Source organism: Streptomyces sp. cmx-18-6 (assembly GCF_046548915.1).
GTDB lineage: Bacteria > Actinomycetota > Actinomycetes > Streptomycetales > Streptomycetaceae > Streptomyces.
The window spans coordinates 96694-115510 of record NZ_JAEBEP010000013.1; the positions used below are offsets into that span (position 1 = coordinate 96694).

Annotated in this window: 18 protein-coding genes; 17 read left to right on the forward strand and 1 reads right to left on the reverse strand. The window is 71.6% G+C overall.

The window, feature by feature from the left end:
* Nucleotides 1–45: 45 nt before the first annotated feature.
* The 4 genes from ACLJPL_RS27055 to nusB all read left to right on the forward strand — a co-directional run bounded on the left by ACLJPL_RS27055 (nt 46) and on the right by nusB (nt 3394).
* A complete protein-coding gene (locus ACLJPL_RS27055) occupies nt 46–993 on the forward strand; it encodes a Pro-rich N-terminal domain-containing protein (protein WP_411083547.1) in 948 nt (315 codons plus the stop codon).
* 243 nt (nt 994–1236) lie between these two features.
* Complete coding sequence (locus ACLJPL_RS27060; RefSeq protein ID WP_411083548.1) at nt 1237–2343, forward strand: M24 family metallopeptidase; 1107 nt, start codon at nt 1237–1239, stop codon at nt 2341–2343.
* Nucleotides 2344–2393: 50 nt separating this feature from the next.
* Nucleotides 2394–2960 carry an elongation factor P gene (efp, locus tag ACLJPL_RS27065; RefSeq protein ID WP_411083549.1) on the forward strand — a complete coding sequence of 189 codons (567 nt, stop codon included), beginning with the start codon at nt 2394–2396 and terminating at the stop codon, nt 2958–2960.
* A 2-nt stretch (nt 2961–2962) separates the two neighbouring features.
* A complete protein-coding gene (nusB, locus tag ACLJPL_RS27070) occupies nt 2963–3394 on the forward strand; it encodes a transcription antitermination factor NusB (RefSeq protein ID WP_411083550.1) in 432 nt (143 codons plus the stop codon).
* Between the two features lie 213 nt (nt 3395–3607).
* Here the strand turns inward: nusB and bldD are convergent, their stop codons facing one another.
* Nucleotides 3608–4108: a transcriptional regulator BldD gene (bldD, locus tag ACLJPL_RS27075; protein WP_014157378.1), complete on the reverse strand. Its 501-nt coding sequence runs from the start codon at nt 4106–4108 to the stop codon at nt 3608–3610.
* 220 nt (nt 4109–4328) lie between these two features.
* On the opposite strand from bldD, the gene pyrR reads away from it, so the two are divergent.
* The 13 genes from pyrR to metK all read left to right on the forward strand — a co-directional run bounded on the left by pyrR (nt 4329) and on the right by metK (nt 18781).
* Entirely contained in the window at nt 4329–4913 is a 585-nt protein-coding gene (pyrR, locus tag ACLJPL_RS27080) for a bifunctional pyr operon transcriptional regulator/uracil phosphoribosyltransferase PyrR (RefSeq protein ID WP_161277780.1), read from the forward strand.
* 95 nt (nt 4914–5008) lie between these two features.
* Nucleotides 5009–6028 carry an aspartate carbamoyltransferase catalytic subunit gene (locus ACLJPL_RS27085; protein WP_411083551.1) on the forward strand — a complete coding sequence of 340 codons (1020 nt, stop codon included), beginning with the start codon at nt 5009–5011 and terminating at the stop codon, nt 6026–6028.
* 2 nt (nt 6029–6030) lie between these two features.
* Entirely contained in the window at nt 6031–7317 is a 1287-nt protein-coding gene (locus ACLJPL_RS27090) for a dihydroorotase (RefSeq protein ID WP_411083552.1), read from the forward strand.
* Nucleotides 7314–7892, forward strand: coding sequence for a hypothetical protein (locus tag ACLJPL_RS27095; RefSeq protein ID WP_411083553.1), 579 nt, complete (start codon nt 7314–7316; stop codon nt 7890–7892). The genes ACLJPL_RS27090 and ACLJPL_RS27095 overlap by 4 nt, the downstream gene beginning before the upstream one ends.
* Nucleotides 7889–9028 carry a glutamine-hydrolyzing carbamoyl-phosphate synthase small subunit gene (gene carA / locus ACLJPL_RS27100; RefSeq protein ID WP_411083554.1) on the forward strand — a complete coding sequence of 380 codons (1140 nt, stop codon included), beginning with the start codon at nt 7889–7891 and terminating at the stop codon, nt 9026–9028. The genes ACLJPL_RS27095 and carA overlap by 4 nt, the downstream gene beginning before the upstream one ends.
* Nucleotides 9021–12329, forward strand: coding sequence for a carbamoyl-phosphate synthase large subunit (carB, locus tag ACLJPL_RS27105; protein ID WP_411083555.1), 3309 nt, complete (start codon nt 9021–9023; stop codon nt 12327–12329). The genes carA and carB overlap by 8 nt, the downstream gene beginning before the upstream one ends.
* 96 nt (nt 12330–12425) lie before the next feature.
* Nucleotides 12426–13538 (forward strand): quinone-dependent dihydroorotate dehydrogenase, encoded by a 1113-nt coding sequence (locus tag ACLJPL_RS27110; RefSeq protein WP_411083556.1) that lies wholly within the window; start codon nt 12426–12428, stop codon nt 13536–13538.
* Complete coding sequence (gene pyrF / locus ACLJPL_RS27115; protein WP_411083557.1) at nt 13535–14374, forward strand: orotidine-5'-phosphate decarboxylase; 840 nt, start codon at nt 13535–13537, stop codon at nt 14372–14374. The genes ACLJPL_RS27110 and pyrF overlap by 4 nt, the downstream gene beginning before the upstream one ends.
* A gap of 245 nt (nt 14375–14619) precedes the next feature.
* Nucleotides 14620–14943, forward strand: coding sequence for an integration host factor (locus ACLJPL_RS27120; protein WP_014157387.1), 324 nt, complete (start codon nt 14620–14622; stop codon nt 14941–14943).
* A gap of 38 nt (nt 14944–14981) precedes the next feature.
* Nucleotides 14982–15599, forward strand: coding sequence for a guanylate kinase (gene gmk / locus ACLJPL_RS27125; RefSeq protein WP_411083558.1), 618 nt, complete (start codon nt 14982–14984; stop codon nt 15597–15599).
* A 103-nt stretch (nt 15600–15702) separates the two neighbouring features.
* A complete protein-coding gene (rpoZ, locus tag ACLJPL_RS27130; protein ID WP_003970369.1) occupies nt 15703–15975 on the forward strand; it encodes a DNA-directed RNA polymerase subunit omega in 273 nt (90 codons plus the stop codon).
* Nucleotides 15976–16114: 139 nt separating this feature from the next.
* Nucleotides 16115–17323 (forward strand): bifunctional phosphopantothenoylcysteine decarboxylase/phosphopantothenate--cysteine ligase CoaBC, encoded by a 1209-nt coding sequence (coaBC, locus tag ACLJPL_RS27135; RefSeq protein ID WP_411083559.1) that lies wholly within the window; start codon nt 16115–16117, stop codon nt 17321–17323.
* Between the two features lie 234 nt (nt 17324–17557).
* The gene (gene metK / locus ACLJPL_RS27140) at nt 17558–18781 is read left to right on the forward strand and encodes a methionine adenosyltransferase (RefSeq protein WP_411083560.1); all 1224 of its coding nucleotides are present in this window, start codon (nt 17558–17560) and stop codon (nt 18779–18781) included.
* The last annotated feature ends 36 nt before the right edge of the window (nt 18782–18817 follow it).

Genomic DNA, 18817 nt, shown 5'->3' on the forward strand with positions numbered 1-18817 from the left:
CGTCCCATCAGCGTCAGTCGCGGTTACGAGACGGAGTGGCACCGGATGCAGCACGCAGTGGGGGCCCCGCTGCCGCCGCCCCAGGGACCCGGCAACGGGCCTGCGGGCTGGTCGCACCAGGCCCAGCACCCCGGTCACCCCGGACCGCCGGGCCCGCCCCCGATACCCCCGCCGCCCCCGGGCCGGGGACAGGTCCCGCACGCTCCCGCTCCGGGGCGGGCCCACCAGCCTCCCGGCCCCGGCCAGGCCCACCAGCCCCCGGCCCCGGGCCGGGCCCCGCAGCTCCCCGCGCCCGGCCAGGCACCGCCGCAGCCCGACTGGAGCGGCACCGGGCCCACCCCGCCGCCCTCGGGCGGCCACGCCACCGGGCACGTCCAACTGCCCCCGGGCGGCCCCGTGCCGCTGCCCGCGCCCCCCGCCGAGCCCGGCACCGGCGGCGCGACGCTCGCCGTGCTGCTGATCGGCCCGGCCGGTGCGGGCAAGACGACCGTGGCCCGGCTCTGGGCGGCCCGCCGCCGGGTGCCCACCGCCCATGTCTCCCTGGACGACGTCCGCGAGTGGGTCTGCTCCGGCTTCGCCGACCCGCAGGCCGGCTGGAACGACCACTCCGAGGCCCAGTACCGCCTGGCCCGCCGCACCTGCGGCTTCGCCGCCCGTAACTTCCTCGCCAACGGCATCTCCTGCATCCTCGACGACGCGGTCTTCCCCGACCGCCCGGTCGTCGGCCTCGGCGGCTGGAAGCGCCATGTGGGCCCCGGCCTGCTGCCCGTCGTGCTGCTGCCCGGCCTGGAGATCGTCCTGGAGCGCAACGCCGCCCGCAGCGGGAACCGCAGGCTCTCCGACGAGGAGGTCGCCCGCATCCACGGACGGATGGCCGGCTGGTACGGGTCCGGGCTGCCGATCATCGACAACTCCACGTACGACGTCGAGACGACCGCCCGGGTCCTGGACGACGTACTCGCGCGGTCGATCGCGAGCCCGCCGGCCTGGTAGCCGCCGGTCCCGGACGCCCGGGGCCGGGTGCCGCCTCGCCCTTCGGCCGGCCGCCCCGACCCCGGGTCGTACGCCCTGCCCTCGGCCGGATGTCCCACCCTCGGGTCGTACGCCCCCCGGGTCGCGCCCCGGCCCCCGGCCGCGCCTCCCCCCCGGGCCGAATGTCCCCCGGGTCGTACGCCCCGCCCCCCGGTCGGATGCGCCGACCGGGCGGGGATCCGCCCCCGCTCGTACGCTCGGAGCATGTCTGAGGTGCACGCCGTCCGACGCGGGCTGCTCCGCGACCGGTGCGCCGCCGCGGGGTCCGCGGCCGCCCTGGTCTCCCGCCCCGCCAACGTCCGCTATCTCGCGGGCGGAGCGCCGCCCGGGGCCGTGCTGCTGCTCGGCCCCGGTGAGGACGTTCTGCTCTGTCCCCGCGCCCCGACCGGCGAGCCCGCCCACGGGCGGCCCGACGAGGCGCTCCGGCTCGATGTGCTGACCGTCCCGGACGGGGACCCGGTGGTGGAGGCCGCAGCTCTCGCCGCCGCCTCCGGGGCGGACTCGCTCGCCGTGGAGGAGCACGACCTGACGGTGGCCCGGCACCGCGCCATGGGGAAGGCCGCCCCGCGCCTGCTCCTGGCCGATCTGGGCTTCACCGTGGAGCAGCAGCGGATCGTCAAGGACGAGGAGGAGATCGGCTGTCTGCGGATCGCCGCCGAGATCACCGACCAGGCCCTGGGCGAACTCCTCGAATCGATCCTGGTCGGCCGCACCGAGCGCCACCTCGCGCTGGAGCTGGAGCGCCGCCTCGTGGACCACGGGGCGGACGGCCCCGCCTTCGCGACCTCCGTGGCCACCGGCCCCAACTCCGGCCAGGGACGCCACCGGCCCTCCGACCGCCGGGTGGAGGAGGGGGATTTCCTCTCCGTCCGGCTGGGCGCGAGCTATCACGGCTACCGGTGCGAGATCGGCCGGACCTTCGTCATCGGGACGGCTCCCGCCCAGTGGCAGATCGAGCTCTACGACCTTGTTTTCGCCGCTCAGCGGGCCGGCCGGGAGGCGCTCGCGCCGGGCGCCGCCTACCGGGACGTGGACCGTGCGGCCCGGCATCCGCTGGAGTCCGCGGGGCACGGGGAGGGCCTTCAGCCGAGGACCGGGCACGGGGTGGGGCTCGAAATCGAGGAGGACCCGCAACTGGCACCGACAGCCATGGGTAAACTGGACGCTTGTGTGCCGGTCACCGTCGAACCGGGGGTCCACCTCCCGGGCCGGGGCGGTGTCCGGATCGATGACACGCTCGTCGTGCGCCCCGAGGCGGACGGCGGACCCGAGCTACTCACCATGACGACCAAGGAGCTGCTCGCGCTCTAGCGCGCGTTCCCGGTCGTTCCACCAGCTTCAGTCCAGGAGATTCCGCAACCGTGGCTTCCACGAACGACCTCAAGAACGGCCTGGTGCTCAAGCTCGACGGAGGCCAGCTCTGGTCCGTCGTCGAGTTCCAGCACGTCAAGCCCGGCAAGGGCCCCGCCTTCGTGCGCACCAAGCTCAAGAACGTGCTCTCCGGCAAGGTCGTCGACAAGACGTTCAACGCCGGTGTGAAGGTCGAGACGGCCACCATCGACCGCCGCGACATGCAGTTCTCGTACATGGACGGCGAGTACTTCGTGTTCATGGACATGAACACGTACGACCAGCTCATGGTCGACCGCAAGGCCGTCGGCGACGCCGCCAACTTCCTCATCGAGGGCTTCACCGCCTCCGTCGCCCAGCACGAGGGCGAGGTGCTCTACGTCGAGCTGCCCGCCGCGGTCGAGCTGACCATCCAGCACACCGACCCGGGCGTCCAGGGCGACCGCTCCACCGGTGGCTCCAAGCCCGCCACCCTGGAGACCGGTTACGAGATCGGCGTGCCGCTCTTCATCTCCACCGGCGAGAAGATCAAGGTCGACACCCGCTCGGGCGACTACCTCGGCCGGGTGAACAGCTAACCGTGGCTGCCCGGAACAAGGCCCGCAAGCGCGCCTTCCAGATCCTCTTCGAGGCCGACCAGCGCGGTGAGCCCGTGCGGAGCGTCCTCGCGGACTGGGTCCGGCACTCGCGGACCGACGACCGTCAGCCGCCGGTCGGCGAATTCACGATGGAGCTCGTCGAGGGGTACGCGCAGTACGCGGACCGCATCGACGACCTCATCGTCACCTACTCCGTGGACTGGGAGATCGACCGCATGCCGGTCGTCGACCGCAGCATCATCCGGCTCGGCGCGTACGAGCTGATCTGGATGGACGAGACCCCGGACGCCGTGGTGATCGACGAGGCGGTCCAGCTCGCCAAGGAATTCTCCACCGACGACTCCCCGTCGTTCGTGAACGGCATGCTGGCCCGGTTCAAGGACCTCAAGCCGAACCTCCGCCGGGAGCAGTAGCCCCGGGCGGGGCCGCTCGGCCACGCACGCCACGAAGGGTCCACGGTCAGCCGACCGTGGACCCTTCGGCGCACCCCGGCACGCCGCTAGGGTGTGTCCGGGGCACGAAAAACGCCGGGCCGGCGGGGGCCCGAAGGCTCCCGCCGACCCGGCGGCACGTTTCTGCGGCGGGTCCGCCGCGGGCCGTGAGGGCGGCCCGGACCCGCTGGGCTCTCAGCCCTCGTCGTGGGCGACCGCGCGCCGCGCGTCCGCGTCCAGCACGCCCCAGCTGATCAGCTGCTCCGTCAGCACGGACGGCGACTGGTCGTAGATCACGGCCAGCGTGCGCAGGTCGTCCTGGCGGATCGAGAGCACCTTGCCGTTGTAGTCACCGCGCTGGCTCTGGATGGTCGCCGCGTAGCGCTGCAGCGGACCGGCCTTCTCCGGCGGGACGTGGGCCAGGCGCTCCAGGTCCAGGACGAGCTTCGGCGGCGGCTCGGCGGCCCCGCCCGGCGTCGTGCCGGGCAGCAGCTCCTGCACCGGGACCCCGTAGAAATCCGCCAGCTCGGCCAGGCGCTGTACGGTCACGGCGCGGTCGCCGCGCTCGTACGAACCGACCACGACGGCCTTCCAGCGACCCTGCGACTTCTCTTCCACGCCGTGGAGCGAGAGCCCCTGCTGGGTGCGGATGGCACGGAGTTTGGCCCCGAGCTGCTTTGCGTATTCGCTGGACATATGGCTCCCCGGACGCTGGAACAGTGTGCGGCTCCGCCGCGTGGCTGGTAACTCACTGTGAGGTTACGCAGCGTTACTTGGATGCGTCAAGCCGGATGGTCCGGACCGGCGTCTCCCAGGGGCGGTGCCGGGCCTCGCGCAAGCCCTGGTACCGTGGATGACGTAATTTCGACGTCCTTTAAGGTCCGTCCCGTGAGGCGGAGAAGGAGGTCCGTTTCTTATGGACGCACAGCACGACGACACCGGCAACGCGGCGCGCCCCGTTCTCGAGGCCCCCGACATCGCCCGTGTACTGACCCGTATCGCCCACGAGATCGTCGAACGCGCCAAGGGCGCCGACGACGTGGTGCTGCTCGGCATCCCGACGCGGGGCGTCTTCCTCGCCCGCCGGCTCGCCGACAAGCTCGAGGAGATCACCGGCCGGAAGATGCCGGTCGGCTCCCTCGACATCACCATGTACCGCGACGACCTGCGGCTGCGCCCGGCGCGCGCCCTGGCCCGCACCGACATCCCCGGCGAGGGGATCGAGGGGAAGCTGGTCGTCCTGGTCGACGACGTGCTCTTCTCCGGCCGCACGATCCGCGCCGCACTCGACGCGCTGGGCGACATCGGCCGCCCGCGCGCCGTGCAGCTCGCGGTCCTCGTCGACCGCGGTCACCGCGAACTCCCGATCCGCGCCGACTACGTCGGCAAGAACCTCCCCACGTCGCTGCGGGAGACGGTCAGGGTCCAGCTCGCCGAGGAGGACGGCCGCGACGCCGTGCTGCTCGGCGTCCAGCAGGCCGCCCCGGCGGACGCTCAGTAACCCGAGCCCTCCCGTACGCCCTTCCGGGGCCGTACGGCCGCCTCCGCGCGCCCGCATGCCTCGAAACTCCCTCCAGCCACCCGGAGACCCCCCAGATGATGCGCCACCTCATCTCGGCCGCCGATCTCACCCGCGACGACGCCGTCCTGATCCTCGACACCGCCGAGGAGATGGCCCGGGTCGCGGACCGGCCGATCAAGAAGCTCCCGACCCTGCGCGGCCGTACCGTCGTCAACCTCTTCTTCGAGGACTCGACCCGGACCCGCATCTCCTTCGAGGCCGCCGCCAAGCGGCTCTCCGCCGACGTCATCAACTTCTCCGCCAAGGGCTCCTCGGTCTCCAAGGGCGAGTCCCTGAAGGACACCGCGCTGACCCTGGAGGCGATGGGCGCGGACGCCGTCGTCATCCGGCACGGCGCGTCCGGCGCCCCCTACCGGCTCGCCACCTCCGGCTGGATCGACGGGGCCGTGGTCAACGCCGGCGACGGCACCCACGAGCACCCCACCCAGGCCCTGCTGGACGCCTTCACCATGCGCCGCCGGCTCGTCGGCCCCGACGCCGGGCTCGGCCGGGACCTGGACGGCCGCCGGATCACGATCGTCGGGGACATCCTGCACAGCCGGGTCGCCCGCTCCAACGTCCACCTGCTCACCACCCTGGGCGCGCACGTCACCCTGGTGGCCCCGCCCACCCTGGTGCCCGTGGGCGTCGAGCGGTGGCCCTGCGACGTCAGCTACAGCCTGGACGACGTGCTGGCGAAGTCCGACGCGGTGATGATGCTGCGGGTGCAGCGCGAACGGATGAACGCCGCGTACTTCCCGACCGAGCGCGAGTACTCCCGCCGCTACGGCCTGGACGGCCTGCGGATGGCGAAGATGCCCGAGCACGCCATCGTCATGCACCCCGGCCCGATGGTCCGCGGCATGGAGATCACCGCCGAGGTGGCCGACTCGGACCGGTGCACGGTCGTCGAGCAGGTCGCCAACGGCGTCTCCATCCGGATGGCCGTGCTCTACCTGCTGCTCGGCGGCTCCGACACCGCCCTGTCGGCCCCTGCCCGTACCGAGAGCCCCGCCCGTACCGAGGCCCCCGCCCGTACCGAGGAGACCAAGTAACCATGAGCAAGATCCTTATCCGCGGTGCGCGCGTCCTCGGCGGCGAACCGCAGGACGTCCTGATCGACGGCGAGACCGTCGCCGAGGTGGGCACGGGCATCGACGCCCCCGACGCCGCCGTCATCGAGGCGGCGGGCCAGGTCCTGCTGCCCGGCCTCGTCGACCTCCACACCCATCTGCGCGAGCCCGGCCGCGAGGACTCCGAGACCGTCCTCACCGGCACCCGGGCCGCGGCGTCGGGCGGCTTCACCGCCGTCCACGCCATGGCCAACACCTTCCCCGTCGCCGACACCGCCGGCGTCGTCGAGCAGGTCTGGCGGCTCGGCAAGGAGTCCGGCTACTGCGACGTGCAGCCGGTCGGCGCGGTCACCGTGGGCCTGGAGGGCAAGCAGCTCGCCGAGCTCGGCGCGATGCACGACTCGGCCGCCGGGGTGAAGGTCTTCTCCGACGACGGCAAGTGCGTCGACGACGCGGTGATCATGCGCCGCGCCCTGGAGTACGTGAAGGCGTTCGACGGCGTCGTCGCCCAGCACGCCCAGGAGCCCCGCCTCACCGAGGGCGCCCAGATGAACGAGGGCGTCGTCTCCGCCGAACTCGGCCTCGGCGGCTGGCCCGCCGTCGCCGAGGAGTCGATCATCGCCCGCGACGTCCTCCTCGCCGCCCACGTCGGCTCCCGCGTCCACATCTGCCACCTCTCCACCGCCGGATCCGTGGAGATCGTCCGCTGGGCCAAGTCCAAGGGCTGGAACGTCACCGCCGAGGTCACCCCGCACCACCTCCTCCTCACCGACGAGCTGGTCCGCTCCTACAACCCGGTCTACAAGGTGAACCCGCCGCTGCGCACCGAGGCCGACGTCATGGCCCTGCGCGAGGCCCTCGCGGACGGCACCATCGACTGCGTCGCCACCGACCACGCCCCGCACCCGCACGAGGACAAGGACTGCGAGTGGGCGGCGGCCGCCATGGGCATGGTGGGCCTGGAGACCGCGCTCTCCGTCGTCCAGCAGACGATGGTGGACACCGGCCTGATCGACTGGGCGGGCGTCGCCGACCGCATGTCGTTCCGCCCCGCGGCCATCGGCCGTCTCGAAGGACACGGCCGTCCCGTCTCGGCGGGTGAGCCCGCCAACCTCACCCTGGTCGATCCGGCATACCGTGGAGCCGTGGACCCCGCGGGCTTCGCGTCCCGCAGCCGTAACACCCCCTACGAGGGGCGTGAGCTGCCGGGCCGCGTCACCCATACCTTCCTGCGGGGCCGTGCCACGGTCGTCGACGGGAAGCTCGCGTGACAACACTGACCCCCCTGTACCTACTGGCCGCCGAGAAGAAGTCGGCGGAGGTGACGGACTGGTCCGCCCGCATCGCGTGGGTGGTCGGCCTGGCCGTCCTGGTCGCCCTCGTCTACTGGCTGATGCGCCAGGGCTGGAAATGGCGCGGCAGCCTCCAGTCCGGCCTGCCGGAGCTCGCGGCCGCCCCCGAGGGCTTCGACCGCGAGGAGGCGGTCCTGACGCTCACCGGGCGCTACCACGCCTCCACCACCGCCGGGCAGTGGCTCGACCGGATCGTCGCGCACGGCCTCGGCGCCCGCAGCCGGGCCGAGCTCACCCTCACCGCGAGCGGCCTGGACGTCCAGCGTCCCGGAGCGGCGGACTTCTTCATCCCGGCCGACGCCCTGCGCGAGGCCCGGCTCGACAAGGCGCTCGCGGGCAAGGTCCTCCCCGAGGGCGGCCTCCTGATCATCACCTGGGCGCACGGCGGGACGCTGATCGACTCCGGCTTCCGCTCCGACCACGCCGCCGAGCACCCGGCGTGGGTCGAGGCCGTCAACCACCTCACCAGCACTACGGAAGGCACCGCACGATGACGATCTCCACCCGGGGAGCCCAGGCTCCCGCCGTACTCGTCCTGGAGGACGGCCGCGTGTTCCGCGGCCGTGCCTACGGGGCCGTGGGGGAGACCTTCGGCGAGGCGGTGTTCTCCACCGGCATGACCGGCTACCAGGAAACCCTGACCGACCCCTCGTACCACCGCCAGGTCGTCGTCATGACGGCCCCGCACGTCGGCAACACCGGTGTGAACGACGAGGACGCGGAGTCGGCGCGCATCTGGGTCTCCGGCTACGTGGTCCGCGACCCCGCCCGCAAGCCCTCCAACTGGCGCTCCCGGCGCTCGCTGGACGAGGAGCTCCAGGCCCAGGGCGTCGTCGGCATCAGCGGCGTCGACACCCGCGCCCTCACCCGCCACCTGCGCGAGCGGGGCGCGATGCGGGTGGGGATCTTCTCCGGCAACGCGGTCGCCGACGAGGGCGTCCTCCTAGCGAAGGTCCGCCAGGCCCCCGAGATGACCGGCGCCGACCTCTCCGCCGAGGTGGCGACCAAGGAGGCGTACGTCGTCCCCGCGATCGGCACGAAGAAGTTCACCGTCGCCGCGATCGACCTCGGCATCAAGGGCATGACCCCGCACCGGATGGCCGAGCGCGGCATCGAGGTCCACGTACTGCCCGCCACCGCCTCCCTGGAGGAGGTGTACGCGGTCGGGCCGGACGGCGTCTTCTTCTCCAACGGCCCCGGCGACCCGTCCACCGCCGACCACCCCGTCGCCCTCATGCGGGGCGTCCTGGAGCGGTCCACCCCCCTCTTCGGCATCTGCTTCGGCAACCAGATCCTCGGCCGGGCCCTCGGCTTCGGAACGTACAAGCTGAAGTACGGCCACCGCGGGATCAACCAGCCGGTGCAGGACCGCACCACCGGCAAGGTGGAGGTCACCGCGCACAACCACGGGTTCGCCGTGGACGCCCCCCTGGACAAGGCGTCGGAGACGGAGTTCGGCCGGGCCGAGGTCTCCCACGTCTGCCTGAACGACCAGGTCGTCGAGGGGCTCCAGCTCCTGGACCGGCCCGCCTTCAGCGTCCAGTACCACCCCGAGGCGGCCGCCGGCCCGCACGACGCCGCGTACCTCTTCGACCGTTTCGTCTCCCTGATGGAGGGCCAGCGTGCCTAAGCGCTCCGATATCCAGTCCGTCCTGGTCATCGGCTCCGGCCCGATCGTCATCGGCCAGGCAGCCGAGTTCGACTACTCCGGCACCCAGGCGTGCCGCGTCCTCAAGGCCGAGGGCCTGCGCGTCATCCTGGTGAACTCCAACCCGGCGACGATCATGACCGACCCGGAGATCGCCGACGCCACCTACGTCGAGCCGATCACCCCCGAGTTCGTCGAGAAGATCATCGCCAAGGAGCGCCCCGACGCCCTCCTGCCCACCCTCGGCGGCCAGACCGCGCTGAACACCGCGATCTCCATGCACGACCAGGGCGTACTGGAGAAGTACGGCGTCGAGCTCATCGGCGCCAACGTCGAGGCGATCAACAAGGGCGAGGACCGCGACCTGTTCAAGGGCGTCGTCGAGGCCGTCAAGCAGAAGATCGGCTACGGCGAGTCCGCCCGCTCCGTCATCTGCCACTCCATGGACGACGTCCTCAAGGGCGTCGACACCCTCGGCGGCTACCCGGTCGTCGTGCGCCCCTCCTTCACCATGGGCGGCGCCGGCTCCGGCTTCGCCCACGACGAGGAGGAGCTGCGCCGCATCGCCGGCCAGGGCCTCACGCTCTCCCCGACCACCGAAGTGCTCCTGGAGGAGTCGATCCTCGGCTGGAAGGAGTACGAGCTGGAGCTGATGCGCGACCGCAACGACAACGTCGTGGTCGTCTGCTCCATCGAGAACTTCGACCCCATGGGCGTCCACACCGGCGACTCGATCACCGTCGCCCCGGCGATGACGCTCACCGACCGCGAGTACCAGCGGCTGCGGGACGTCGGCATCGCGATCATCCGCGAGGTCGGCGTCGACACCGGCGGCTGCAACATCCAGTTCGCCATCGACCCTGCTGACGGCCGGGTCATCGTCATCGAGATGAACCCCCGCGTCTCCCGCTCCTCGGCGCTCGCGTCGAAGGCGACCGGTTTCCCGATCGCGAAGATCGCCGCGAAGCTCGCCGTGGGCTACACGCTGGACGAGATCCCCAACGACATCACCGAGAAGACCCCGGCCTCCTTCGAGCCGACCCTCGACTACGTCGTCGTGAAGGCCCCGCGCTTCGCCTTCGAGAAGTTCCCCTCGGCCGACTCCACCCTCACCACCACCATGAAGTCGGTGGGCGAGGCCATGGCCATCGGCCGGAACTTCACCGAAGCCCTCCAGAAGGCGCTGCGCTCCCTGGAGAAGAAGGGCTCGCAGTTCGCCTTCACCGGTCCGGTCGGCGACAAGGCCGAGCTGCTGGCCGAGGCGGTGCGCCCCACGGACGGCCGGATCAACACCGTCATGCAGGCGATCCGCGCCGGAGCCACCCAGGAGGAGGTCTTCGACGCGACGAAGATCGACCCGTGGTTCGTCGACCAGCTGTTCCTGATCAAGGAGTACGCCGACGAGCTGGCCGCCGCCGAGCGGCTGGACGCCGACCTGATCGCCGAGGCCAAGCGGCACGGCTTCTCCGACGCCCAGATCGGCGAGATCCGGGGCCTGCGCGAGGACGTCGTCCGCGAGGTCCGCCACGCGCTCGGCATCCGCCCGGTCTACAAGACGGTCGACACCTGTGCGGCGGAGTTCGCGGCGAAGACGCCGTACTTCTACTCCTCCTACGACGAGGAGTCCGAGGTCGCCCCGCGCACCAAGCCGGCGGTGATCATCCTCGGCTCGGGCCCCAACCGCATCGGCCAGGGCATCGAGTTCGACTACTCCTGCGTGCACGCCTCCTTCGCGCTGAGCGACGCGGGCTACGAGACCGTCATGGTCAACTGCAACCCCGAGACCGTCTCCACGGACTACGACACCTCCGACCGGCTCTACTTCGAGCCGCTCACCCTGGAGGACGTCCTGGAGATCGTGCACGCCGAATCGCTGGCGGGCCCGATCGCCGGCGTGATCGTGCAGCTCGGCGGCCAGACCCCCCTGGGCCTGGCCCAGGCGCTCAAGGACAACGGCGTCCCCGTCGTCGGCACGCCCCCGGAGGCGATCCACGCCGCCGAGGACCGCGGAGCCTTCGGCCAGGTGCTGGCGGAGGCCGGACTGCCCGCGCCCAAGCACGGGACGGCCACCACGTTCGCCGGCGCCAAGGCCATCGCGGACGAGATCGGCTACCCGGTCCTGGTCCGCCCGAGCTACGTCCTCGGCGGGCGCGGCATGGAGATCGTCTACGACGAGACCCGGCTCTCCTCCTACATCTCCGAGTCCACCGAGATCAGCCCCACCCGGCCGGTCCTGGTCGACCGCTTCCTCGACGACGCCATCGAGATCGACGTCGACGCCCTCTACGACGGGAGCGAGCTCTACCTCGGCGGCGTCATGGAGCACATCGAGGAGGCCGGCATCCACTCCGGCGACTCCGCCTGCGCCCTGCCCCCCATCACCCTCGGCGGCTTCGACGTCAAGCGGCTGCGCGCCTCCACCGAGGCCATCGCCCACGGCGTCGGGGTGCGCGGACTGATCAACATCCAGTTCGCCCTGTCCGGCGACATCCTGTACGTCCTGGAGGCCAACCCGCGCGCCTCGCGCACGGTCCCCTTCACCTCCAAGGCGACCGCCGTGCCGCTGGCCAAGGCCGCCGCCCGCATCTCGCTCGGCGCGACCGTCGCCGAACTCCGCGCGGAGGGCCTGCTGCCGAAGACCGGCGACGGCGGCACCCTGCCGCTGGACGCGCCGATCTCCGTCAAGGAGGCCGTCATGCCGTGGTCGCGCTTCCGCGACATCCACGGCCGGGGCGTCGACACGGTCCTGGGCCCGGAGATGCGCTCCACCGGCGAGGTCATGGGCATCGACTCCGTCTTCGGCACCGCGTACGCGAAGTCGCAGGCGGGCGCGTACGGCCCGCTGCCCACCTCGGGCCGGGCGTTCATCTCGGTCGCCAACCGGGACAAGCGCTCGATGATCTTCCCGGCCCGCGAGCTGGTCGCCCACGGCTTCGAGCTGATGGCCACCTCCGGCACCGCCGAGGTCCTCAAGCGCAACGGCATCAACGCCACCGTCGTGCGCAAGCAGTCCGAGGGCGCCGGGCCGAACGGCGAGAAGACCATCGTCCAGCTCATCCACGACGGGGAGGTCGACCTCATCGTCAACACCCCCTACGGCACCGGCGGCCGCCTCGACGGCTACGAGATCCGCACCGCTGCGGTCGCCCGCTCGGTGCCCTGCCTGACCACGGTCCAGGCCCTCGCCGCGGCGGTCCAGGGCATCGACGCCCTCACCCACGGCGACGTCGGCGTCCGCTCCCTCCAGGAACACGCCGAACACCTGACAGCGGCCCGCGACTAGCGGCCGCAGAGAGGGGGGACACCGGAAACGGTGTCCCCCCTCTCTGCGAGCGCACCCCGCACCCCGCGCACACCGAGCACCCGAGGACACCTCCCCATGTACGAGTTCTTCTTCCGGCTGGTCTTCAAGCGGATGGACCCCGAGCGGGCCCACCACGCCGCCTTCCGCTGGATCCGCCTCGCCGCCCGCATCCCCGTCCTGCGCACCTTCGTCGCCGCCGCCCTCGCCCCCCGCCACAAGGAGCTGCGCACCGAGGCCCTGGGCCTGCGGATGCACGGCCCGTTCGGGCTGGCCGCCGGCTTCGACAAGAACGCCGTCGCGATCGACGGCATGGCGATGCTCGGCTTCGACCACGTCGAGATCGGCACCGTCACCGGCGAGCCGCAGCCCGGCAACCCCAAGCAGCGCCTCTTCCGGCTCGTCGCGGACCGCGCGCTGATCAACCGCATGGGCTTCAACAACGAGGGCTCCGCCGCCGTCGCCGCCCGCCTCGCCGCCCGCAACCCCGTCTTCCGCACCACGGTCGGCGTCAACATCGGCAAGACCAAGGTCGTCCCGGAGGCCGATGCCGCCGCCGACTACGTGAAGTCCACCGAGGCCCTCGCCGCCCACGCGGACTACCTGGTCGTCAACGTCTCCTCGCCCAACACCCCCGGCCTGCGCAACCTCCAGGCCACCGAGTCGCTGCGCCCGCTGCTCACCGCCGTACGCGAGGCCGCCGACCGCACCGTCACCACCCGCCGCGTACCGCTGCTCGTCAAGATCGCCCCGGACCTCGCGGACGAGGACGTGGACGCGGTCGCCGACCTCGCCGTGGAGCTGGGCCTCGACGGCGTCATCGCGACCAACACCACCATCGCCCGCGACGGGCTCGGCCTGAAATCCTCCCCGGAACTGGCGGGCGAGACCGGCGGACTCTCCGGCGCACCCCTCAAGGAACGCTCCCTGGAGGTCCTGAGCCGCCTGTACGCCCGTGTGGGGGACCGGATCACCCTGGTGGGCGTCGGGGGCGTGGAGAGCGCCGAGGACGCCTGGCAGCGCATCCTGGCCGGGGCCACCCTCGTACAGGGCTACAGCGCCTTCATCTACGAGGGCCCCTGCTACGCCCGCGCGATCCACAAGGGCCTCGCCGCCCGGCTGGCCGCGTCCCCGTACGCCACCCTCGCCGAGGCCGTCGGCGCCGAGACCCGGAAGAAGGCCGCCCTGTGACCCCCGAACCCTTCGGCGCGCGCCTGCGCCACGCCATGGACACCCGCGGGCCGCTCTGCGTCGGCATCGACCCGCACGCCTCCCTGCTCACCTCCTGGGGGCTGAACGACGACATCGCGGGCCTGGAGCGCTTCACCCGGACCGTCGTGGAGGCGCTGGCCGACCGGGTCGCCGTCCTCAAGCCGCAGTCGGCGTTCTTCGAGCGGTTCGGCTCGCGCGGCGTCGCCGTCCTGGAGAAGGCCGTCGCGGAGGCACGGGCCGCCGGGGCGCTGGTCCTGATGGACGCCAAGCGCGGCGACATCGGCTCCACCATGGGCGCCTACGCGGCGACCTACCTGGACGAGGACTCCCCGCTCTTCTCCGACGCGGTCACGCTCTCCCCGTACCTCGGGTTCGGCTCGCTGCGCCCGGCCCTCGACGCGGCCGCCGTCTCCGGCGCGGGCGTCTTCGTCCTCGCCCTCACCTCCAACCCGGAGGGCGCGGAGGTCCAGCGCGCCACCGCGGCGGACGGCCGCTCGCTGGCCCAGCTGATGCTGGACCACATGGCCGCGGAGAACGCGGGCGCGGCTCCGCTCGGCTCGGTCGGCGCGGTCGTCGGCGCGACGCTCGGCGACGCGGGAGCGGACCTGGCGATCAACGGACCGCTGCTGGCCCCCGGCATCGGCGCGCAGGGGGCGACTCCGGCGGATCTCCCGGCGGTCTTCGGGGACGCGGTGGGCAACGTGGTGCCCAGCGTGAGCCGGGGCGTGCTGCGCCACGGACCGGACGCGTCAGGGCTGCGCGAAGCGGCCGAGCGGTTCGCGGACGAGGTCCGCGAGGCCGTGTCCGGCAGCTGACCCTGACACGTTTACAGCCTGTTGACGAAATTACTGACAGAAATCCCGGTTGTTATGCGGTAAATGTCCTGGTCGGCCACAGCTGACCAGGACTTTTCGTCTGTTCTCGCTGACTACGGCGGCCTTGGCCGCTAGTCTCCGTCGAGAGCGGACGAGCACGTTGTGTTCGTCACTCACCTGGTGGAGGGCGTCCGGCCCTCCCACCGGTCCGTATCCGACAGATCGACATCCGAGGTGACGTAGGCGTGGCTCTTCCGCCCCTTACCCCTGAACAGCGCGCAGCCGCGCTCGAAAAGGCCGCCGCGGCTCGCCGGGAGCGGGCCGAGGTCAAGAATCGACTCAAGCACTCCGGCGCCTCCCTCCACGAGGTCATCAAGCAGGGCCAGGAGAACGACGTCATCGGGAAGATGAAGGTCTCCGCCCTCCTGGAGTCCCTGCCCGGCGTCGGCAAGGTCCGCGCCAAGCAGATCATGGAGCGTCTCGGCATCTCCGAAAGCCGCCGGGTCCGGGGTCTCGGCTCCAACCAGATCGCGTCCCTGGAGCGTGAGTTCGGCGGCAGCGCCGCCTGACGTTCTCAGGCACCCCTGAGAACCTGGATAATCGCCCCATGGCTGCAACATCCCGGGGGACGTCCCCCGTACCCCCGGACGTACGTCCGCGGCTGACCGTGCTCTCCGGCCCCTCAGGGGTCGGCAAGAGCACGGTCGTCGCTCATATGCGCACTGTGCACCCCGAGGTCTGGCTCTCCGTGTCGGCGACGACCCGCAAGCCCCGCCCCGGGGAGCGCAACGGCGTCCACTACTTCTTCGTGGACGACGAGGAGTTCGACAAGCTCGTCGCCAACGGCGAACTGCTGGAGTGGGCCGAGTTCGCGGGCAACCGGTACGGCACGCCGCGCCGCGCCGTGCTGGACCGCCTGGAGGCCGGTGAGCCGGTCCTGCTGGAGATCGACCTCCAGGGCGCCCGGCTGGTCCGCCAGTCGATGTCCGACGCGCGTCTGGTCTTCCTCGCGCCGCCGAGCTGGGACGAGCTGGTGCGCCGGCTCACCGGGCGGGGCACCGAGGCCCCCGAGGTGATCGAGCGCCGGCTCACGGCCGCGAAGGTCGAACTGGCCGCCGAGGCGGAGTTCGATACGACGCTCGTCAACACCTCCGTCGAGGATGTGGCCCGTGAGCTGCTAACGTTGATGCTGCAGGCTTCCGACCACCCTGACAGCAGCGGCTGAACGCTACGCCGCGGCTGGCCCGGAGTCCGACCAGGCGTCCGACTCACCGGAATCCGCACGATCAAAGATCTCTTTGATCTCTACCCCCTTCGGAAGGCAGAGAGTGTCCTCTTCCATCACCACGCCCGAGGGCATCATCAACCCGCCGATTGATGAGCTCCTCGAGGCCACCGACTCGAAGTACAGCCTGGTCATCTACGCCGCCAAGCGCGCGCGTCAGATCAACGCGTACTACTCGCAGCTCGGCGAAGGTCTCCTCGAGTACGTCGGTCCGCTCGTCGACACCCACGTGCACGAGAAGCCGCTGTCGATCGCGCTCCGCGAGATCAACGCGGGCCTGCTGACCTCCGAGGCCATCGAGGGCCCCGCGCAGTAAGCAGAGCAGCACCTCGTTCTCAGGCCCGGCGGCCCGTCCGCCGGGCCTGAGGCGTGTCCGGGGCCGGGTGAACGCGCGTTCCGCGCGGTGAGGCAGCATGGGAGCCACGTTCTTACGTTGCCGAGTGCGGGGAGACGCAGTGGACAAGCCGAAGGTCGTCCTGGGGGTCAGCGGGGGCATCGCCGCCTACAAGGCGTGCGAGCTGCTGCGCCGGCTGACCGAGTCCGGGCACGATGTACGGGTCGTCCCGACCGCCGCCTCGCTGCACTTCGTGGGCGCCGCCACCTGGTCGGCGCTCTCCGGCCACCCCGTCTCCGAGCAGGTCTGGGAGGACGTGCACGAGGTCCCGCACGTGCGGATCGGACAGGGCGCCGACCTCGTCGTCGTCGCCCCGGCCACCGCGGACATGCTGGCCAAGGCCGCCCACGGGCTCGCCGACGACCTGCTCACCAACACGCTGCTGACCGCCCGCTGTCCGGTGGTCTTCGCCCCCGCCATGCACACCGAGATGTGGGAGCACCCGGCCACCCAGGAGAACGTCGCGACCCTGCGCCGCCGGGGGGCCGTCGTCATCGAGCCCGCCGTGGGACGGCTGACCGGCGTCGACACCGGCAAGGGCCGGCTGCCCGACCCGGGCGAGATCTTCGAGGTCTGCCGCGGGGTGCTGGCACGCGGCGTCACCGCGCCCGACCTCGCGGGCCGCCATGTGGTGATCAGCGCGGGCGGCACCCGCGAGCCCCTGGACCCGGTGCGCTACCTCGGCAACCGCTCCTCCGGCAAGCAGGGGTACGCGCTGGCGCGCACCGCCGTGGCGCGAGGCGCGCGCGTCACCCTGATCGAGGCGAACACCGGGCTGCCCGACCCGGCCGGCGCCGACGTCGTCCGGGTCGGCACGGCCGTCCAGCTGCGGGAAGCCGTCCTGAAGGCGGCCCACGGCGCGGACGTCGTGGTGATGGCGGCGGCGGTCGCCGACTTCCGGCCCGCCGAGTACGCCCAGGGGAAGATCAAGAAGAAGGACGGCGAGGAAGCGCCCGTCGTCACCCTCGTCCGCAACCCCGACATCCTCGCCGAGGTCGCCGCCGAGCGGGCCCGGCCGGACCAGATCGTGGTGGGCTTCGCCGCCGAGACCGACGACGTCCTGGCCAACGGCCGGGCCAAGCTCCGCCGCAAAGGCTGCGATCTGCTCGTGGTCAACGAGGTGGGGGAGCGCAAGACCTTCGGCTCCGAGGAGAACGAGGCGGTCGTCCTCGGCTCGGACGGAACGGAGACCCCGGTGCCGTACGGTCCCAAGGAAGCCCTCGCCGACACGGTCTGGAATCTGGTTTCGGGAAGGTTCCAGCCGATGTAACAATCAACCTCCCGGGTGAGCCGAAATGGCGCATAACGGGGATAACCACCGCCCTCGCGGGCGAATTATCATCCAGGCATCCCCTGTGCCGCCTGCCGTCGCGCTCCAAAGGGCGAGACGCATGGCCCAGCCGGCGGATGCGACCGATAAACTGGTCGACGGCACACGCCGAGCGCAGCTCTCGGACGTGCCGCCCATGATCAGCCAGCAGCCGCTGCAACCCCAGGGAGCGATGTGTCCCGCCGTCTGTTCACCTCGGAATCTGTCACCGAGGGTCACCCCGACAAGATCGCTGACCAGATCAGCGACACGATTCTCGACGCGCTCCTGCGCGACGACCCCGCCTCGCGCGTCGCCGTCGAGACCTTGATCACCACCGGTCTGGTGCACGTCGCGGGCGAGGTCACGACCAAGGCTTACGCCGACATCCCCAACCTCGTGCGCAACAAGGTGCTGGAGATCGGCTACGACTCCTCCAAAAAGGGCTTCGACGGCGCCTCCTGCGGTGTCTCGGTCTCCATCGGCGCGCAGTCGGCGGACATCGCCCAGGGCGTCGACACCGCGTACGAGAAGCGGGTCGAGGGCGCCGCCGCGGGTGAGGAGGACGACGAGCTCGACAAGCAGGGCGCGGGCGACCAGGGCCTGATGTTCGGCTACGCCTGCGACGAGACCCCCGAGCTGATGCCGCTCCCGATCCACCTCGCGCACCGCCTCTCCCGGCGGCTGTCGGAGGTCCGGAAGAACGGGACCATCCCCTACCTCCGCCCGGACGGCAAGACCCAGGTCACCATCGAGTACGACGGTGACAAGGCGGTCCGTCTGGACACGGTGGTCGTCTCCTCGCAGCACGCCTCGGACATCGACCTGGACTCGCTGCTCGCCCCCGACATCCGTGAGTTCGTCGTCGAGCACGTGCTCGCGCAGCTCGTCGAGGACGGCATCAAGCTGGACACCGAGGGCTACCGGCTGCTGGTGAACCCGACCGGGCGCTTCGAGATCGGCGGCCCGATGGGCGACGCCGGCCTGACCGGCCGCAAGATCATCATCGACACGTACGGCGGCATGGCCCGCCACGGCGGCGGCGCGTTCTCCGGCAAGGACCCCTCCAAGGTCGACCGCTCGGCGGCGTACGCGATGCGCTGGGTCGCCAAGAACGTCGTCGCCGCGGGCCTCGCGGCACGCTGCGAGGTCCAGGTCGCGTACGCGATCGGCAAGGCCGAGCCGGTCGGTCTCTTCGTCGAGACCTTCGGCACCGCCACGGTCGACACGGAGAAGATCGAGAACGCCATCGGCGAGGTCTTCGACCTGCGCCCGGCCGCGATCATCCGCGACCTCGACCTGCTCCGCCCGATCTACGCCCAGACCGCCGCGTACGGTCACTTCGGCCGCGAGCTCCCCGACTTCACCTGGGAGCGCACCGACCGCGTGGACGCTCTGCGCGCGGCCGCCGGTCTCTAGGCCCTGATCCGCCGGACAGGCCCTGGCAGCACCGCA